General features: G+C 64.4%; 12 protein-coding genes. 7 read left to right on the top strand and 5 right to left on the bottom strand.

Translation table 11 applies throughout. The features are described 5' to 3' along the window. From QFZ30_RS20135 to QFZ30_RS20120, 4 genes are all read left to right on the top strand, one after another. Complete coding sequence (locus QFZ30_RS20135) at nucleotides 1–969, top strand: carbohydrate ABC transporter permease (RefSeq protein WP_307079304.1); 969 nt, start codon at nucleotides 1–3, stop codon at nucleotides 967–969. Next, entirely contained in the window at nucleotides 966–1,784 is an 819-nt protein-coding gene (locus tag QFZ30_RS20130) for a carbohydrate ABC transporter permease (RefSeq protein WP_307079301.1), read from the top strand. The genes QFZ30_RS20135 and QFZ30_RS20130 overlap by 4 nt, the downstream gene beginning before the upstream one ends. Before the next feature lie 89 nt (nucleotides 1,785–1,873). Beyond that, nucleotides 1,874–3,796: a glycoside hydrolase family 127 protein gene (locus tag QFZ30_RS20125; RefSeq protein WP_307079299.1), complete on the top strand. Its 1,923-nt coding sequence runs from the start codon at nucleotides 1,874–1,876 to the stop codon at nucleotides 3,794–3,796. 160 nt (nucleotides 3,797–3,956) lie between these two features. After that, the gene (locus tag QFZ30_RS20120; protein WP_307079297.1) at nucleotides 3,957–7,898 is read left to right on the top strand and encodes a LamG-like jellyroll fold domain-containing protein; all 3,942 of its coding nucleotides are present in this window, start codon (nucleotides 3,957–3,959) and stop codon (nucleotides 7,896–7,898) included. Between the two features lie 57 nt (nucleotides 7,899–7,955). Here the strand turns inward: QFZ30_RS20120 and rsgA are convergent, their stop codons facing one another. Then, nucleotides 7,956–9,119, bottom strand: a complete 1,164-nt coding sequence (gene rsgA / locus QFZ30_RS20115) for a ribosome small subunit-dependent GTPase A (protein WP_307079295.1) — start codon at nucleotides 9,117–9,119, stop codon at nucleotides 7,956–7,958. A 301-nt stretch (nucleotides 9,120–9,420) separates the two neighbouring features. Further along, nucleotides 9,421–10,080, bottom strand: coding sequence for a DUF2306 domain-containing protein (locus QFZ30_RS20110; RefSeq protein ID WP_307079292.1), 660 nt, complete (start codon nucleotides 10,078–10,080; stop codon nucleotides 9,421–9,423). A 104-nt stretch (nucleotides 10,081–10,184) separates the two neighbouring features. On the opposite strand from QFZ30_RS20110, the gene QFZ30_RS20105 reads away from it, so the two are divergent. Continuing rightward, nucleotides 10,185–10,910 carry a TetR/AcrR family transcriptional regulator C-terminal domain-containing protein gene (locus QFZ30_RS20105; RefSeq protein WP_307079290.1) on the top strand — a complete coding sequence of 242 codons (726 nt, stop codon included), beginning with the start codon at nucleotides 10,185–10,187 and terminating at the stop codon, nucleotides 10,908–10,910. A gap of 124 nt (nucleotides 10,911–11,034) precedes the next feature. Further along, nucleotides 11,035–12,186, top strand: a complete 1,152-nt coding sequence (locus QFZ30_RS20100; RefSeq protein WP_307079288.1) for a GGDEF domain-containing protein — start codon at nucleotides 11,035–11,037, stop codon at nucleotides 12,184–12,186. A 50-nt stretch (nucleotides 12,187–12,236) separates the two neighbouring features. Here the strand turns inward: QFZ30_RS20100 and QFZ30_RS20095 are convergent, their stop codons facing one another. Genes QFZ30_RS20095 through QFZ30_RS20085 form a run of 3 tightly spaced genes read right to left on the bottom strand, consistent with a single transcriptional unit; the run spans nucleotide 12,237 to nucleotide 15,269 of the window. After that, nucleotides 12,237–13,349, bottom strand: coding sequence for a Gfo/Idh/MocA family protein (locus QFZ30_RS20095; protein ID WP_307079286.1), 1,113 nt, complete (start codon nucleotides 13,347–13,349; stop codon nucleotides 12,237–12,239). Then, nucleotides 13,334–14,032, bottom strand: coding sequence for a ThuA domain-containing protein (locus QFZ30_RS20090; protein ID WP_307079285.1), 699 nt, complete (start codon nucleotides 14,030–14,032; stop codon nucleotides 13,334–13,336). Before QFZ30_RS20090 ends, QFZ30_RS20095 begins: the two co-directional genes overlap by 16 nt. Nucleotides 14,033–14,060: 28 nt before the next feature. Continuing rightward, on the bottom strand, nucleotides 14,061–15,269 hold the full coding sequence (locus tag QFZ30_RS20085) for a Gfo/Idh/MocA family protein (RefSeq protein WP_307079284.1): 1,209 nt from the start codon (nucleotides 15,267–15,269) through the stop codon (nucleotides 14,061–14,063). 147 nt (nucleotides 15,270–15,416) lie between these two features. Between QFZ30_RS20085 and QFZ30_RS20080 the strand changes: the two genes are divergently transcribed. Beyond that, entirely contained in the window at nucleotides 15,417–16,448 is a 1,032-nt protein-coding gene (locus tag QFZ30_RS20080; RefSeq protein WP_307079282.1) for a LacI family DNA-binding transcriptional regulator, read from the top strand. The last annotated feature ends 3 nt before the right edge of the window (nucleotides 16,449–16,451 follow it).

The following is a 16,451-nucleotide window of genomic DNA, read 5'->3' as shown; positions in this document are numbered from 1 at the left end:
ATGACTACCACCCCCGCCCCGGTACGCACCCGTACCGGGGACCGGGCGGCTCCTGCCGCCCAGCCACGCCGATCCCGACGGCGCTCGACCGATGGTTCCCAATGGATAGCGTGGGCCTTCGTCACGCCCCTGGTGATCTATTTGCTCGTTTTCTACGCGTTCCCGTTGTACCGGAACATAGAGCTCAGCCTGCACGATTACACCCCGCGGGCCTTTGTCCGGGGAAATGCCGAGTTCGTCGGTTTCCAGAACTACGTGGACATCTTTGGGTCGTCATCGTTCGCAAAAGCCGCAACCAACACCGCGCTTTTCACCATCGGATCGATTGCCTTCCAGTACGCGGCGGGCCTGGCCCTCGCGGTCTTCTTCCGGGCAAACTTCAAACTTTCCGCAGTGCTCCGCGGGCTCTTCCTGATCCCGTGGCTCCTGCCGATGATTGTCTCGGCATCAGCGTGGGCCTGGATGTTCAACAGCGACAACGGCATCATCAACGCTGCCCTCCGGGTGGTGGGCCTGGACCCGGTGAATTGGCTGACCTCCCCGGACGTCGCTCTGACCTCCGTGATCATCGCCAACATCTGGCTCGGAATCCCCTTCAATCTGGTCATCCTCTACTCGGGCCTGCAGAACATTCCGGCTGACTACTATGAGGCGGCGTCCCTGGACGGCGCCAATGCATGGCAACAGTTCTGGAGGCTTACCTTCCCGCTGCTCAAGCCGGTTTCAGCGATCACGCTGCTGCTGGGGCTCATCTACACGCTCAAGGTCGTTGACCTGATTTGGATCATGACGGCGGGCGGCCCGGGCGATACCTCCACAACGTTCGCCACGTGGTCGTACCGGGAGGCATTCGGTGCCGGGAATCCCGATTTCAGCCCCGCTGCCGCCGTCGGCAACCTGCTGATCGTCGTGGCGCTGGTCTTCGGGCTGATCTATCTCCAGATGCAAAGGAAGCTCGAGAAACAATGACCGGAACAAGATCACTGTGGAAGACCCTCATTGCGCTCGCCCTGACGGCCGTGATGCTCTTCCCCGTCTACTGGATCGTTAACGTTTCACTGACAAAGACCAGCAACCTGCGACGTTCCCCGCCGAGCCTGCTGCCCCTTGATCCCACTCTGGAAGGGTATGTCGCAGCATTTTCGCAACAGCTTCCCCAACTTGGCACCAGCCTTCTGGTGGGTTTGGGAACTGTGCTGCTGACTCTCGCCGTCGCAGCACCTGCCAGCTATGCGATGGCCACGCTGAATCTGAAGGGGCGCCAGGGACTCAGTTTTATCCTGCTCGTGGCCCAGATGGTTCCGGCCGTCGTCATGGCCATGGGTTTTTACGCCATTTATCTCAAGCTGGGAATGCTGAATTCCTTGTGGGGCCTGATCCTTGCGGACTCGACGATTGCCGTACCCTTTGCCGTCCTCCTGCTTCAGGCCTTCATGTCCGGGATTCCCACGGAGCTCCTGCAAGCGGCAAAACTTGACGGCTCGGGCGTGTGGCGGACGTTTGTCTGGATCATCCTGCCGCTCAGCCGCAACTCGCTGCTGACCGTATCGCTGTTCGCGTTCCTCTGGGCCTGGTCGGACTTCATTTTCGCCTCCACCCTGAACCGGAGCGGCGACCTCATTCCCATCACCTTGGGCATCTACAAGTTCATCGGCAACAACACCACGCAGTGGAACGCCATCATGGCGACGGCCGTCATCGCGTCAATCCCGGCTGCCATCCTGCTGGTCGTGGCGCAGCGGTATGTTGCCGCCGGGGTGACCGCAGGCGCCGTCAAAGACTGAACATCCGCGATCCGTGGCCCCAACGGGCACGCTTTCCCGGTTCTACCCTGACTACTTTTCAACTCAAGCACTGAAGCGGAGACAAACTCGTGTCAACGACCAAACTCGCCCTCACCGGAGGTCCCGTCCACCCGGCTGTGTCAGCCCTTCGTCCCCTCGGCCCGGAAGAGATCTCTGTTACCGGTGGCTTCTGGGGCGACCGGCAAGAACTCAACGCGCGGGTCATCCTGTCGCATTGCGAGCAGTGGATGGAGCGGATCGGGTGGACGTCCAACTTTGACCGGGCCGCTGACGGCACCATCAGTGGCGCACATGCGGGCATCGAATTCGTGGACTCAGAGGTCTACAAGCTCCTGGAGGCCATGGCATGGGAGCTGGGCCGGCAGCATGAAGACGGCCTGGACAGGCGCTATCGCAGACTGGTTGCCCGGGTAGTCTCCGCCCAGGAGCCGGACGGGTACCTGCACACGAGCTTCGGCCGGCCAGGCCAGCGTGCCCGGTACGCAGACCTGGAATGGGGCCACGAGCTCTACTGCTTCGGACATCTCCTCCAGGCCGCCGTGGCCCGCCTGCGGTCCGGACACGACGACGCCCTGGTGGCCGCCGGGCGGCGCCTGGCCGACCACCTCTGGCAGGAGTTCGGCCCGGATGGCCGCAACGCCGTCTGCGGCCACCCGGAAATAGAAGTCGCGCTGGCGGAATTCGGACGGGCCACCGGGGAACCGCGTTACCTTGAGCTCGCCCGGCTGTTCATCGAACGGCGGGGCACCGGGACCCTCAAATCCATCGAGTGGGGCCAGGAATATTTCCAGGACGACGTACCCGTTCGCCAGGCCCGTGTTCTGCGCGGGCACGCCGTCCGGGCCTTGTACCTCGCGTCGGGAGCCCTCGACGTGGCGACGGATCAGGGCGACGAGGAACTTGCCCGCGCCGTCGAACTGCAATGGGAAAACACAGTGGCCCGCAGGACCTACATCACCGGAGGGATGGGTTCCCACCACCAGGACGAAGCATTCGGCGCGGACTACGAGCTGCCCCCGGACCGGGCGTACTCCGAAACCTGCGCCGGCATCGCATCGGTCATGCTGAGCTGGCGGCTCCTGTTGCGCACCGGGGACCCGAAATATGCCGACCTCATGGAACGCACGCTCCTGAACAACATACTGGCTTCCCCCCGGCAGAACGGGCGGGGGTTCTTCTACACCAACACCCTGCACCAGCGCATCGAGGGCAACGTGCCCAACCAGGACGAAATCAGCGCCAGGGCGCTCGCAACCCTCCGCGCGCCCTGGTTTGAGGTGTCATGCTGCCCCACAAACGTGGCGCGGACACTGGCCAGTGTCCACCTGTACTTTGCAACAGCCACCGACGACGCCCTTCAGATCCACCAGTACGGCGATGCCGAGATCAGGACACAGCTTCCGTCAGCCGGGCGCCTGTCCGTCACCATGCGTACCTCCTATCCGGATGAGGGGCGGATCGAGGTGGTGATTGTGGACGCTCCTGCCGTTCCCGCCGGCATCTCGCTGCGCGTACCTGCCTGGGCCAAGGGGGAGGCCAGCCTGCACGTCAATGGCGAAAAGCAGGACCCCTACCAGGAAGTCCGCCGCCGCTTTGAGCCAGGGGACACGCTCACGCTCAGCCTTCCGATGCGGCCCCGCGTCATCCACCCCCACCCGCACATGGATGCAGTCCGCGGGACCGTTGCCCTCGAGCGCGGACCGCTCGTGCTCTGCCTGGAATCAGTGGACCTTCCCGCCGGCACCGTGAACGACGTTTCCTTCGATCCGGAGGTGGCTGTGGCGGACATAATCAACGGCGCCAGGATCGGAGTTGAGCCTGCGGCAGCCGGGCACCCCGACTGGCCCTATGCGGAGCACGTCGAGGCCGAGCGGCACGGGCCGTGGACCGTCAACCTTGTTCCCTACCATTCCTGGGGAAACAGGGGCCCGTCCACCATGAGGGTCTGGATCCCCGTGAAGACTCAGTCTTCAGGGGAACAGCCTTCGTAGGTATCTTTCCGGCGCCACGATCCGAAAGGAGCAAACGCCCGGCGAGGCGCGCATCGCCGTCTCGCCATCCCCTCGCCATCACTCGAATCCCCACTCATCCCATGAAAGTGAGCATGTCGTGCCACAGAGAAGTCCGCGACGTACCCCAGGACAACAGCTATTGGCCGTTTCGGCCAAGGTGACATGCGGCGCAATTGCCGCCACCCTGGCCGGCGCAGCAATTGTCCAACCGGCTGCTTTTGCCGCCCCCAGCCCCGCCGAGAGCCTGCTGGCCCAGTATGACTTTGATGCGCTCGACGCCGGCACCATAGCCGACACGTCAGGCAACAACCGGAATGCCAAGGTCATCAATCCGGCCAGCGCCGCCATCGTTCCCGGTGCCGACGCCGGTTCGGGTGCGCTCGCGCTCCCCGGCGGCTCCCCGGCATCCAGCGGAGCGTATGTTGAACTCCCCAAGTCCATCCTCGAGGGCAGGACCGATCTCACCGTCTCCACCCGGGTGAGATGGAACGCCTCAACCACGCCGTGGCAATGGCTGTTCGGCCTGGGCACCGACACCACCAGGTACCTGCTCACCACGCCCTATAACGGGGACGGAGTCCTTCGCAGTGCCATTACGTCCGCGGGGGCGGGCGCCGAGGCCAAGGTCTCCGCCTCGCAGGCCCTGCCGGGCGGTGCCTGGAAAACCCTCACGGTGACGCTGGATACTGCCCAGGACAGGCTGACAACCTACCTCGACGGCGCCGCTGTCGGTTCCGCGCCGACCACGATGAGCGCTGGCGAGCTTCTCAGCGCAACGTCCACGAGGGCCGGATACATCGGAAAATCAACGTATCCCGATCCCCTGTTCCAGGGTGACATCGACGATTTCCGCGTCTATGGCACGGCCCTCACGGCTGAGCAGGTGGGCGACCTTGCCGCCGGTGATACTCCCACGCCGACCGGGCTGAAGCAGACCGCTTTCGATGTCCGCACGGCTGAGGGCGTCGCACCCCAGCTGCCTGCCGCCGTCGGATCCTCCTTCAGTGACGGCTTCGACCGGCAGGTGGGCATCCAATGGGACCCCGTGGACCCTTCCCTGTACGCGCAACGGGGCAGCTTTACCGTTAACGGTTCGGCAGCAGGCCGCCCAGTCTCCGCCGCAGTTACGGTAGTGCGGGAAGGCGAACTCTCGATTGATCTGGGGACAGACACAGGGGCCTTCCACGGAGGTGCCTCCGGAACCCTCTACGGTCTCTACGGTGAGGGTTTGCCGTCGAACAACCTCATTGACGGAATCAACCTTCGGACAGTGTCCACAAAAGCCCAGGACGGCCCGCAACACCCTGGCGCAGACGCCCTCGAAGTGGTCAAGGCATTGGCTGACAGCTCCGACGGCGATGTCTACATCTACATGACGGACATCCACCGCGGTTTTCCTTATGAGTGGCCGGGCAGCACCCCGGCCGAAAAGATGGCACTCTTCAAGGAGAAAATAGCCCTTCAGGTGGACCAGGTCCTCACTCTTGAGCCGGAGTATCAGGACAACATCGTCTTCGTGCCCTTCAATGAGCCTGAAGGCAACATGTTCGGTACCGGTGACTGGAGCTACAACCGGGTCAGCTGGCTCAGTAACCCGACTGAATACTTCAAGGCGTGGGACGAAGTGCATGCGCTTATCAAGGGCAAAATGCCCCAGGCCCGGATCGCCGGTCCAAACACCAGCCTGCTCTTCGGTCAAGTCAAGGGCTTCCTTCAGCACACAGTGGACGCCGGAACAGTTCCGGACGTCATGACCTGGCACGAGCTCAGTGATCCGGCCAAGATCCGCAGCAGCGTTAAGACGTACCGCGCCTGGGAAGACGAACTTTTTGCCGGAACTGGCCACGCAGGCAAGGACCTGCCCATCAACATCAACGAGTACGCCCACAATTACCACACCTCCGTTCCAGGCCAGATGATCCAGTGGGTCTCGGCTATCGAGGAAGCGAAGGTCGACGCGGACATCGCCTACTGGAACATTGACGGGAACCTCAGCGACTCGGCGGTCCAGGCCAACCGCGGCAACGGTCAATGGTGGCTCTTGAACTCGTACGCGCAGATGTCGGGCCACACCGTCAAGGTGTCCCCGCCGTCGCCGGACAAGAGCTACACCCTGCAGGGCGTAGCCACCCTGGACGCCCCAAAGAAACAAGCACGCGCGCTCTTCGGCGGCTCCTCGGGTTCCGCCCACGTGAGGTTCGACCACGTTGACAGCGCACTCTTCGGCGGAAGTGTCCACGCCAGCATCCGCGAGGTCCAGTGGACAGGCCAGATCGGAGACTCGCAGGGACCCGAGGTCATCAAGGACATCGAGCTTCCTGTCGTGGACGGTTCGGTCTTCTTCGACTTCGGGGCAGCCGGACTGCCCGCCGTCAAGGAATCCTCGGCCTACGAGATCATCCTGACTCCGGGAACCCACACTTCCGTGACCGCCCAGGCTCCCAAGCTATGGCAGGCCACCTACGAAGCGGAAGACGCGGGGCACACCGGCACCGGCTGGAGCCGCAACGGCCCCGAAGGCCGGCCTGCCGACGTCGGAAAGTTCTACACCTCAGGCGGCTACAACGTGGGCGGGCTACGCTCCGGATCAGACGTCAAGCTTGATTTCAACGTGTCCGTTCCCCAGGACGGTAAATACGACCTCAGCGTTTTCGCGAACTCCCTCAACACCTTCAACCTCATCCAGGAACAGGGGCCGACCAACGTCTTTGTCACCGTGGATGGGAAAGTCGAACAGGAAATCTTCCTCACCCTTGGCTACAAATGGGTGGTGTGGGACCACACGGACACCGCCGTCGACCTGACAGCCGGCAATCACGTCATCTCCCTCGCCGCACGAAGCCTGGACGGAACCAAGGCAACAAAGGGTGACGCCATCGTCGACAAGATCGACCTCGCCCTGGCAAACCCCGACGCCGGGCAACGGCTGTACGAAGCGGAGTACGCAACCCTCCACGAGGCAACCCTCGACTACTCGGCCAGCAACACCTCGGCATCCGGCGTCGCGGCGCTTGCTCCGGGCCAGTCGGCTACTTTCTGGGTCTATTCACAGGAGGACGGCGAATCCACCCTTGGCATTGACACACTGGGAGGCGGCACGGGGGCGCTGTCCGTGAACGGCCAGGCCATTACCGATGTGGGGGAGTCCAGGAGCCTTCCCGTGTTCCTTACTGGCGGGATCAACAAGGTGACCGTCACAGGTACCTCCGGCACGCTCAAGGTGGACCGCGTCCGCACTGAGGACACCGATGGCACTCTTGCCTCCGCCGTGTATCAGGCAGAACAAGCAACGGTCAACGGCACCGCCGCCGTCACCGACCTTTCCCTGGCAGAGGGCGGCAAGGCCGTCACAGGAATCGGAGGGGAGCCGGGCAACGTCAACAGCCTGGCTTTCAACAACGTGATCGTCGATACGGCTGGAACGTACGCGCTGACCGTCCGCTATTCAAACGAGGAGCAGTCACCGGCTTCCCACTACAACCCTGACCCGCTGGCACGCCCGGCAGACATCTCCGTCAACGGGGCTGAATCACGGCGTGTCCTGTTCCCGCACACGTTCCACCAGAACAACTTCTGGGAGATGACCATCGCCGTCGAGCTCCAGGCAGGCACGAATTCCATCGCCTTCAGCTCGGAAGAACTGCCCAACTTCGACGGAGAGACCTACATTTCGGACACCTGGCCCGGGATCCTCCTCAGGTCCAGCTACGCGCCCAACATCGACCGGATCAGCGTGACGCCATACAAGGTAAGTGCCGCAGTGGAAGACCACGAGCCGGACTTTACCCCGGCCTACCCTGCAAAGAAGCTGAACGGCACCACCGAACAGAACTTCGGACTGGAAGGGCAGACAGTCTCCGAGGGAGGTTCTGACGTTTCACTCAAGAACCTTCCGGCCAACGAATGGGTTTACGCCTTCCTCGACTCGTCCGGCCTCGGCTGGTACAAGGCTGACGCAGCCGGAACCGTTATCGCGAAAACTCCGCAAACCACCAAGTCGGGGAATTACCGAATCGTTGTTTTCAACTCGGAAGGAAACCTGATCGGTTGGGACAGCCTCAACGTCAAGAAGCCCAAATAGTCCCGTAAGAACTGCCTAAGGGGCCCGGACAGCGTCGCTGTCCGGGCCCTTACAGCGTCAGCGCCGCTTCCGCTTTGACCGTTGCTCCTCCTGGCGCTCGGAACTGGCGCGCTCCGCCGAACGCTGGGATTTCCCTCCTCCCACCACCTTCTGGTGCCACTCACGCTGGTATGCCCGGGTGGCTGCGGCATCCTTGCGGCGGGCCAGCGCGGCAAGTTCGCGCTGGAGTTTCAGGTAGTTGTTCCAGCGGCGGTCCTCGAGTGTGCCGTCAGTGAGTGCAGCCTGCACGGCGCAGCCCGGCTCCCGCTGATGGGCGCAGTCCGAAAACCGGCAGAGGCCGGCGAGTTCCTCCACATCGCCGAACATCTGCTCCATGCCGTCGTCGGCGTCGAAAAGCGAGAATCCCCGTACGCCTGGAGTGTCCATGAGGACCGCGCCGTTGGCCAGCGGGACAAGTTCCCGGGAGGTGGTGGTGTGCTTGCCCCTGAAATCGCCGGACCGGACTTCGCCAGTGTCCTGCACGTTGCGGCCCACCAATGCATTGATCAGCGTGGACTTCCCTGCCCCCGACGGCCCCAGGAGGACAAGCGTGCAGTTTGGCGGCAGGTGGGCCAGCAGTTCGTCCATCCCGTCGCCGTTCTCGGCAGACGTGGTGACCACAGCGACGCCCGCCGCCTGCAGGATTGCCTTCCCGACGACGTCGTCCGCCACGTCGGCCAGGTCCGCCTTGGTGATGATCACTAGGGGAACAGCGCCGGAATCCCAAGCGGCGACGAGGGTGCGTTCGAGGCGGTTGTGCGTCAGGGGCCGGTCAGCCGGTACCACTACGCCCACCACGTCCATGTTGGCGGCCAGGGCCTGCGCGGCGGAGGAGGCCTCGAAGGCCCGCTTGCGACTGAGCTCTGAACGCCGGGGGAGTACGTCCACGATCTGGCGGTCCCCTCCGCGGTTGGGTCCGATCCATACCCAGTCCCCGGTAACGGGAACGCCGGCGTCGAGCGGGTAGGGCAGGTGGAGGAGCTCCGCGCCGACCGCGACCAGGACGAGGCTGCGGTCAACCCGCACCACCCGCCCGCGTTCGCAGGGTCCCGGTGCCGGGTGTTCATCGAAGTGCTGTGCGACGGCGGTGGAATAGCCGTAAAGGAACGGTCCGGCTTGCTCGGGTTCGGTAGAAATAGATTCAACAAGACTGTCCAGGCTTGTGCCTGAAGAATTTTTCAATGTGATACCTCGGGATATGTCCCCTGGCACCGGCCAGTCCCCGGGCGAGGCCCAAGGTGTTCTGGCGTGCGGGCAGTGTGCCCTATGCGGTGCGGAAGCTGGAGACAGGGGTGGTTGGTTTGACGTTTGCGGGGCGCACAAGGCGCGCGGCTGTAACAGTCATCAAAACCACCTCCGTTCTCTCCCGGTCCTTACGGGCACCTCCGAAGCGGGACGCCTGACCGGTTTCCAACTCTAACCCCACGGAGCGGCGTTCGGCTAGGGCAATGGGGGCCGGTTTCACGCCACGTTGACTGAAGACTCATTGCGTCCGCGCGGATAGCAGTGATCGCCGGTGGATGACGTACTCAGCCACGGCAAGATTGATCACCCATGCGGCCCCCATCAGCAGAGCCCCGGTGAGCTCATCGGGAGGACCCACGAGGAGCATCCAGGGCAGGATCACCAGGGCTTGGGTTCCCGCGGCGATGCCGATCGCATAGCCGCGCGTCATCCACGCGCTGTGCCGCACGAAGTCCCGGCGGCGAATCGCCAAGAGACCCATAATGAGGCTCACCAGCATTGCGGAGCCGAAGAACAGCCGAATCGGGACGTCGGTGGTGCCGGCCGGGAGGACGTAGAACAGTGCCATCCACAATCCGGAGAGGGCAGCAAGCAGGCCCGCGGGCACCAGGATGCGTCCGGCGATACGGTGCCAGCCGCGCCTGCGTCGAAGCGACGGAACGAACTGGAACGCCCCCAGCAAGCTGTAGATGGTGACACTGAGAATGTGGATCACCACGGGGACAGGCGAGGCAAAGAACCGCGCGTTCGCAGGCGTGATGGCGGCACCTCCGGTTAGTTCTGTCAGGCGCGACGCTCCGGCCAGCACCGGGATAAGGCTGAGAAGAATCAGCCCGGCAGGCACGGGCCATTGGGCTCGGGAGCGCCTGACGGGCGGGGCGGTGGCAACCGTTGGCATAGCGAATCCTTCATGACTTGGTGTACGGCGTACACCTGATGAGCTCAACGCTAGGTGTACGCAGTACACTTGTCAAGAGGAAACCCCTAAGGAGAGGTGTGCAGATGACTGAGCAGATCGAAGCCCCGCGCCGGACCCCCCTGAACAGGGTCCGGGTGCTGGAGGCCGCCGTCTCACTCGCTGACGACGTTGGCATCGAGTCGCTCAGCATGCGCAGGCTCGCCCAGCAACTCGGGGTGGTGCCCATGGCGCTCTACAAGCATGTTGCCAACAAGGATGAACTCCTCGACGGCATGGTTGACGTCATCGTTGGGGAAATTGATCCCCCTGCACGCGGCCCCGGCTGGAAGGACGCGGTCCGGTTGAGGATCCTCTCCGCCAGGCAAGCGCTCCTGCGGCACCCGTGGGCGCGCCAGGTGGTGGAATCCCGCACCAGCCGGTCGCCGGCGGTCCTTGAGTACATGGATGATTTCATCGGGATGTTCCTGGCAGGCGGTTTCTCCGTGGATCTTACGCACCACGTGATGCATGCCCTCGGCAGCCGCATGTGGGGGTTTACCCAGGAGCTGTTCGACGACGCCGGCAGCCACGAGGCGGAGGCCGACGTCACGCCGGAAGCCCAGGCCGCCATGTTCCAGGAGATGTCCAGGCGGTATCCGAACATCCTGCAGGTTGCCATGGCCGCCAGGCACGATGATAGGTCAGTGGTAGGGCAGGGATGCGATGACCAGTTTGAGTTCGAGTTCGCCCTCGACCTGCTGCTGGACGGCTTTGAGCGGCTTCAAGAGCAGGGCTGGGATTCCACGCAAGCGAAGCTGGGGCGCCCATAAGTCTGATTTATGCGGGCCTGCGACGAGCGCCAGGAATCATTTTCCACCCTAGCGGGCGGCACTGCGTAGAGCAGTGTAATACTGGGGCGAGCATCACTTCGCTGCCAGGGGGAATTCGGGGAATATGGTTCTGGATACAGCGACCCTGAGGATCGCCTTTGCCCTGATGGCGCTGGCGCTGGGGCTGTTGTTCTACTTCTCGGCCTACCGGACCACACGCTCCCCCTACAGCGGCTGGTGGTGCCTGGCCCTGGTGTTCTTCCTCTCCGGCTCCGCCGCCTTCCTCCTCGACGGCACCCCGCACCAGTGGTGGGCAAACCCGCTGGGGAACGTGCTCCTGGTCCACGGCGGTGTAGCTGTCTGGGCCGGTGCCCGTTCGCTGCGGTCGATGCCGCCGCCGCGATGGGCCTTCAACGGGATTCCGCTTGCCACCTTGGTTGCATCCGCCGTCGACAATCCTGCCACCAATGTCTGGGCCGGCGGTCCCGTTTTCCTTGCCGGGATGAGCTTCTCGATCGGCCTGGCGTCCCGTGAGTTGTGGCAGCTGGAGCCCGGATACTCGCGGGTCAGGATCCCGATGGCAGCCGTGGCTGCCGGCGTGTCCGTTTTCTATCTTGGCCGGCTGGTTGCTTTCCTCCTGGACGGCCAAGCCGGATCCACCTTCGTGACGATATTTGGCTCCGAGGTCACCACCCTGGTCACCATGGTGATGCTGGTGGTGGCGTCCTTCAGCATGGCGGCGCTCAGCAGTGAGCAGCAGACCCAGGCCCTTCGGATGGCGGCCACCAGGGACGATCTCACCGGGCTCCTCAACCGCAAGGCATTCCTGGACCTTGCCTCGGAGCAGCTGGCCCATCCGCCGGTGGCCAAGCCATCAGGGGTCCTGATCCTTGCCGATCTGGACCACTTCAAGGCAGTCAACGATACCTATGGCCACGCTGCCGGGGACGAGGTTCTGCAGGCCTTCGCCGGGGCCTGCCGGGACACTGTCCGGTCAACGGATCTGGCGGGACGCTACGGGGGTGAGGAATTCGTCCTCTTCATCCCAGGTGGCACCGCGGACAGCGCGGAGAGAATCGCCGACGCGATCAGCCTGCGGCTGGCGCAGGCCTCAAAAGCAGATGGACCGCAGATGCCTACCGTAAGTTATGGCATCACCACGTACGACGCCGGCACAGCAGGCCTGGAGGCGCTGATCGCCTCCGCGGATGCAGCGCTGTATACGGCCAAGTCACTGGGCCGGAACCGCACCGCCCGCAGCGACCGCACCTTCTGATCCCGAGTTTTTGTCCAGACAATGGCAGATTTGCCGCCCCAAAAGGCGGTTTATGTGGACAAAAACTCCACGGGAATGGCTGGGCGGGTCAGCGGCACGGGCTCCGGCCGGGATGCGGTGCTTCGGACCGCGACGGCGGACCCGCTGCGGGCCGACTCGAGCACGGACTCCATGACGTCCAGCACGTGGAAGGCCAGCTCCCCGCCCGCCCTCGGTTCCGCTCCGGCGGGGGTGGCTGCGAGGTCCGCGATGCCGAATCCCCTGCCGGCCTCCATGAAGCCGGCCGAGGCCGGAAGGGTCTCCCACTCCGGGGCGCCCAGAGCGAAAAGCTCAACATCGCCGTCAAAACGGTTGGGGTCAGGGACCACCAGCGAGCCGGCCTGGCCATGGATCTCGATGTTCGGCGACTTGGTGCGCACCGCATCGAAACTCATGACCAGTGTGGAGATGGCGCCGCCGGCATGGACCAGGATCCCTGTCACGTGAGAATCGACGTCCACGGGAATCACTTCGCCGGCGCGCGGACCCCGGCCGATGGTGCGCTGGCTGCGGGTGTGGCTGGCTGCACCGGTCACGGAGACCACCGGCCCCAACAGGGTGACCAGGGCACTGACGTAGTACGGACCCATGTCCAGGAGCGGCCCACCGCCCGGCTGGTAGTAGAAATCCGGATTGGGATGCCACAGCTCATGCCCGGGGGTGGCCATGGTGGCGGTGGCCGAAATGGGGGTTCCGATCAGGCCGTCGTCGATCGCTTTGCGCGCGGTCTGCACGCCGGTGCCCAGGACAGTATCCGGCGCACAGCCGACGACGACGCCAGCGGCACGCGCCGACTCCAGCACCGCCCGCGCTTCAGCAGTGGTGGCCGCCAGCGGCTTTTCCCCGTAGACGCTCTTTCCCGCGGCGATTGCCTTCAGGGCGACGTCCGCGTGGGCAGCCGGAATTGTCAGGTTCAGGACGAGGTCCACGTCGGCGGCAGCCAGGAGGCGGTCCACGCTGAGCGCCCGGACGCCGTCGTAAGTATCTGCCACTGCCTGGGCGCGGGCGGAATCAAGGTCCGCCACAGCCACCAGCCGGACGGCGGCCAGCTTCCGGAAGCTGGCCAGGTACTGGGCGATGATGGCACCGCACCCGATGACCCCGATATTCAGCGGCTGGCCCACAGCAGGCCCCTTTCGATCATGGTGCTGACGTTGGTGTCCTCAAGGACCTTCACGTTATGCCCGGGGGTGCAGACGAAGATCCGGCCCTGGCCCCACTGTCGGGTCCAGACAGCCGGGGAGGTGACCTCGCGGTTCCACGGATCCCACGGGCGCACTTTCTGGGTGGTGGTGGCCAGAACGTCGATGTAGTTGTCCGAGAGCACCCAGTACTGCTCCGTCACGAGGTCAAAGTCACTGATGCCGCGCGTGATGGGATGTTCTGCCGCGGCGGGAAGCATATTGACCGTGTACGGCACGTAGTTGTCCGACTGCCCTCCGGCGCACTCGTCCGGATGCTTGCCCGGGTGGCACGCGAACTGGCCGCCGATCAGGTGCAGGTAGTCCGAGGTGTTGCGGTAGGAATCGGCGATTCCGCCGTGCCAGCCAGCCAGCCCCGTGCCGTTTTCGACGGCGGTGCGCAACCCCTCGAATTCGTCCCGCTCGATGGTGGACATGGTCATGCACTGCATGATCAGGTCCACGCCCGTCATATAGTCGGCGTCGGCGTAGATCTTGGGGGACTCCTCCACCCGGACGCCGTAGCCGTTGTCCTTGAGGAAGGGGATGAAACGGTCAGTAGCCTCCACCGGCTGGTGCCCGTCCCACCCGCCGCGGACCACCAGGGCGGTTTTCCTGCCTGTCATGAAATTCCTCTGTTGGGTTGTTATGCGTTCAAACTTCTTGCCAGCGGCTGGCGGAGGCGGCGCTCGCCTCCACCGCGGCCAGCACACGCTGGACCTGGAGAGCATCGGCGAACGACGGCTCCGGCTGGCGCCGTTCCGCGACGGCGTTCACCAGGTCCACCACCTGGTGAGTGAAGCCGTGTTCGTAGCCGAGGCCGTGGCCGGTGGGCCACCAACTGCCCACGTACGGGTGCTCGGGCTCGGTGACCATGATCCGCCGGAAGCCGGCGTCGGGACCCTCGGCGGCGTCGTAGAAGGAGAGGACGTTCATGTCTTCGAAGTCGAAGGCCAGCGAGCCCTTGGTGCCGTTGACCTCCAGCCGCATCGCGTTCTTCCGGCCCAGGGCGTACCGGGTGGCTTCGAACACGCCGATCGGACTGGAGGAGTTGGCGCCGGCGGAAGCAGTACCGCTGTCGAACCTTGCGGTGAAGATGGCCGCGTCGTCCACGGTGACCGCTGCCCGAGGGGCGTTACCGGTAGCGTCTCCGTGGCCGCCGAGGCCCACGAGGTCGCCTGCAAGGGGCCGCTCAGGGACGAAGGTCTCGAGCAGGGCGGAGACGCCGCTGATCTTCCTGCCGGTGACCCATTGGGCGGCGTCGATGCTGTGGGCGCCGATGTCACCGAGGGATCCGGATCCGGACTTTGACTTGTCCAGGCGCCAGGTCATGGGGGCGTTTTCGTCGCTGAGCCAGTCCTGCAGGTACTGCGCGCGGACGTGCCGGATGCTGCCCAGGCGGCCCTGCTCCACCATCCGTTTGGCCAGCGACAGCGCCGGCGTGCGGCGGTAGGTGAAGCCGCACATCGAGAACACGCCGTTCTTGGCTGCTGCGTCAGCTGCCTCCGTCATGCGCTCGGCCTCGGACACGGAGTTGGCCAGGGGCTTCTCGCAGAGTACGTGCTTGCCGGCATCCAAAGCGGCGATTGCGATCTCCGCATGGGTGTCGCCAGGGGTGCAAATGTCGATCAGGTCGATGTCGTCGCGTTCAATCAGCCGCCGCCAGTCCGTCTCCGACGACGCCCAGCCCAGCTTGCGGGCCGCCGCCTGGACACCGCTGGCGTTGCGGCCTGCCACTGCAGTGAGCTGGGGCTCCAGCGGCAGGTCGAAGAACCGCGGAGCCGTGCGCCAGGCATGGGAGTGTGCGGCACCCATAAATGCGTAGCCGATCATGCCGATACGCAGCGGTTGGGGGGTGGTCATTGTTTATCCTCTTGATGCCAGGATTTCTCGAAATATTTCGGGCATAGCTTCCGCCAGTGGGATAAAATCTAATGTGGCAACCGCAACCGGTCAAGGGCTTCAGCCAAACGCATCGGAACGAAATATTTCGAAGAACAAGGAGCCGGCATGACGGTCAAAGACCAAGCCAGGCTGACGTTGGCCGCCGTCGCCCGGGAGGCCGGAGTGTCCGCACCGACCGTTTCCAAAGTCATCAACGGCCGCAGGGACGTCTCGGCGGAGACCCGGGCCAGGGTGCTGGCCGTGCTGGCGCGCACAGGCTACAAATCTCCGCTTCAGCAGCGCCGGACCCTGGCGGAAAAGCCTTCAGTGGAGGTGGTCCTGGATTCCCTCAACTCCGCCTACAGCGTTGAGGTGCTCAACGGCATCCTGGAGTGCGCGGAACTCTCCGGCGTCGAAGTCCTGCTTTATGTCTCTGGAATCCGGGGCGCCTCACCGCTGAATCCGGAGCAGCGCGCCCAGCGGATCGTGGACGAGGGCCGCTGCGGCATGATCGTTGTGACGTCGGCCTTTGGTGACGCCTCCCTTGACGCCTTCCACCGCCGGGGCATTCCGGTGGTGGTCATCGATCCCCTCAACCCGCCGTCGGAAGAGGTGGTAAGCATCGGAGCCACGGACTGGGCCGGAGGAAAGGACGCCACGGCGCACCTCCTGGAGCTGGGGCACCGAAGGATCGCGTACCTGGGCGGCCCTGACACCGTTGAGTGCAACCAGGCGCGGCTGCACGGCTACCTCGCCGCCCTCCGGTCACACGGAGTCCCGGTGGAGGACCAGTACATCCTCGCAGGTGCATTCCAGGCGGACCACGGTGCCCGCGGCCTGAACGCCCTGTTCCAACTCGACGCGCGGCCGACGGCAATATTCGCGGCGAATGACAGCATCGCCCTTGGCGTGCTGGCCGAGGCCCGGCGGCAGAATATCCGAATTCCGCAGGACCTGAGCGTGGTGGGCTTCGACGGGACCAGCCTGGCCGCAGAGGCGGTGCCCGCCCTCACGTCGGTAGCGCAGCCACTCCGGGAGATCGGCCGGGCTGCCCTGCGGATCGTGCTGCGGCAGCTGCGCGGCGAGGTTCCGGATTCCCGCCGGGTGGAGCTTGCCACCCACCTGGTGGTCCGGGAATCGACGGCCCCTCCCCTCTGACGT

Origin of the sequence: Arthrobacter pascens, assembly GCF_030815585.1 — a bacterium.
In the GTDB taxonomy this organism is placed as follows: Bacteria; Actinomycetota; Actinomycetes; order Actinomycetales; family Micrococcaceae; genus Arthrobacter; species Arthrobacter pascens_A.
This window is presented reverse-complemented; position numbering and strand designations above follow the sequence as displayed.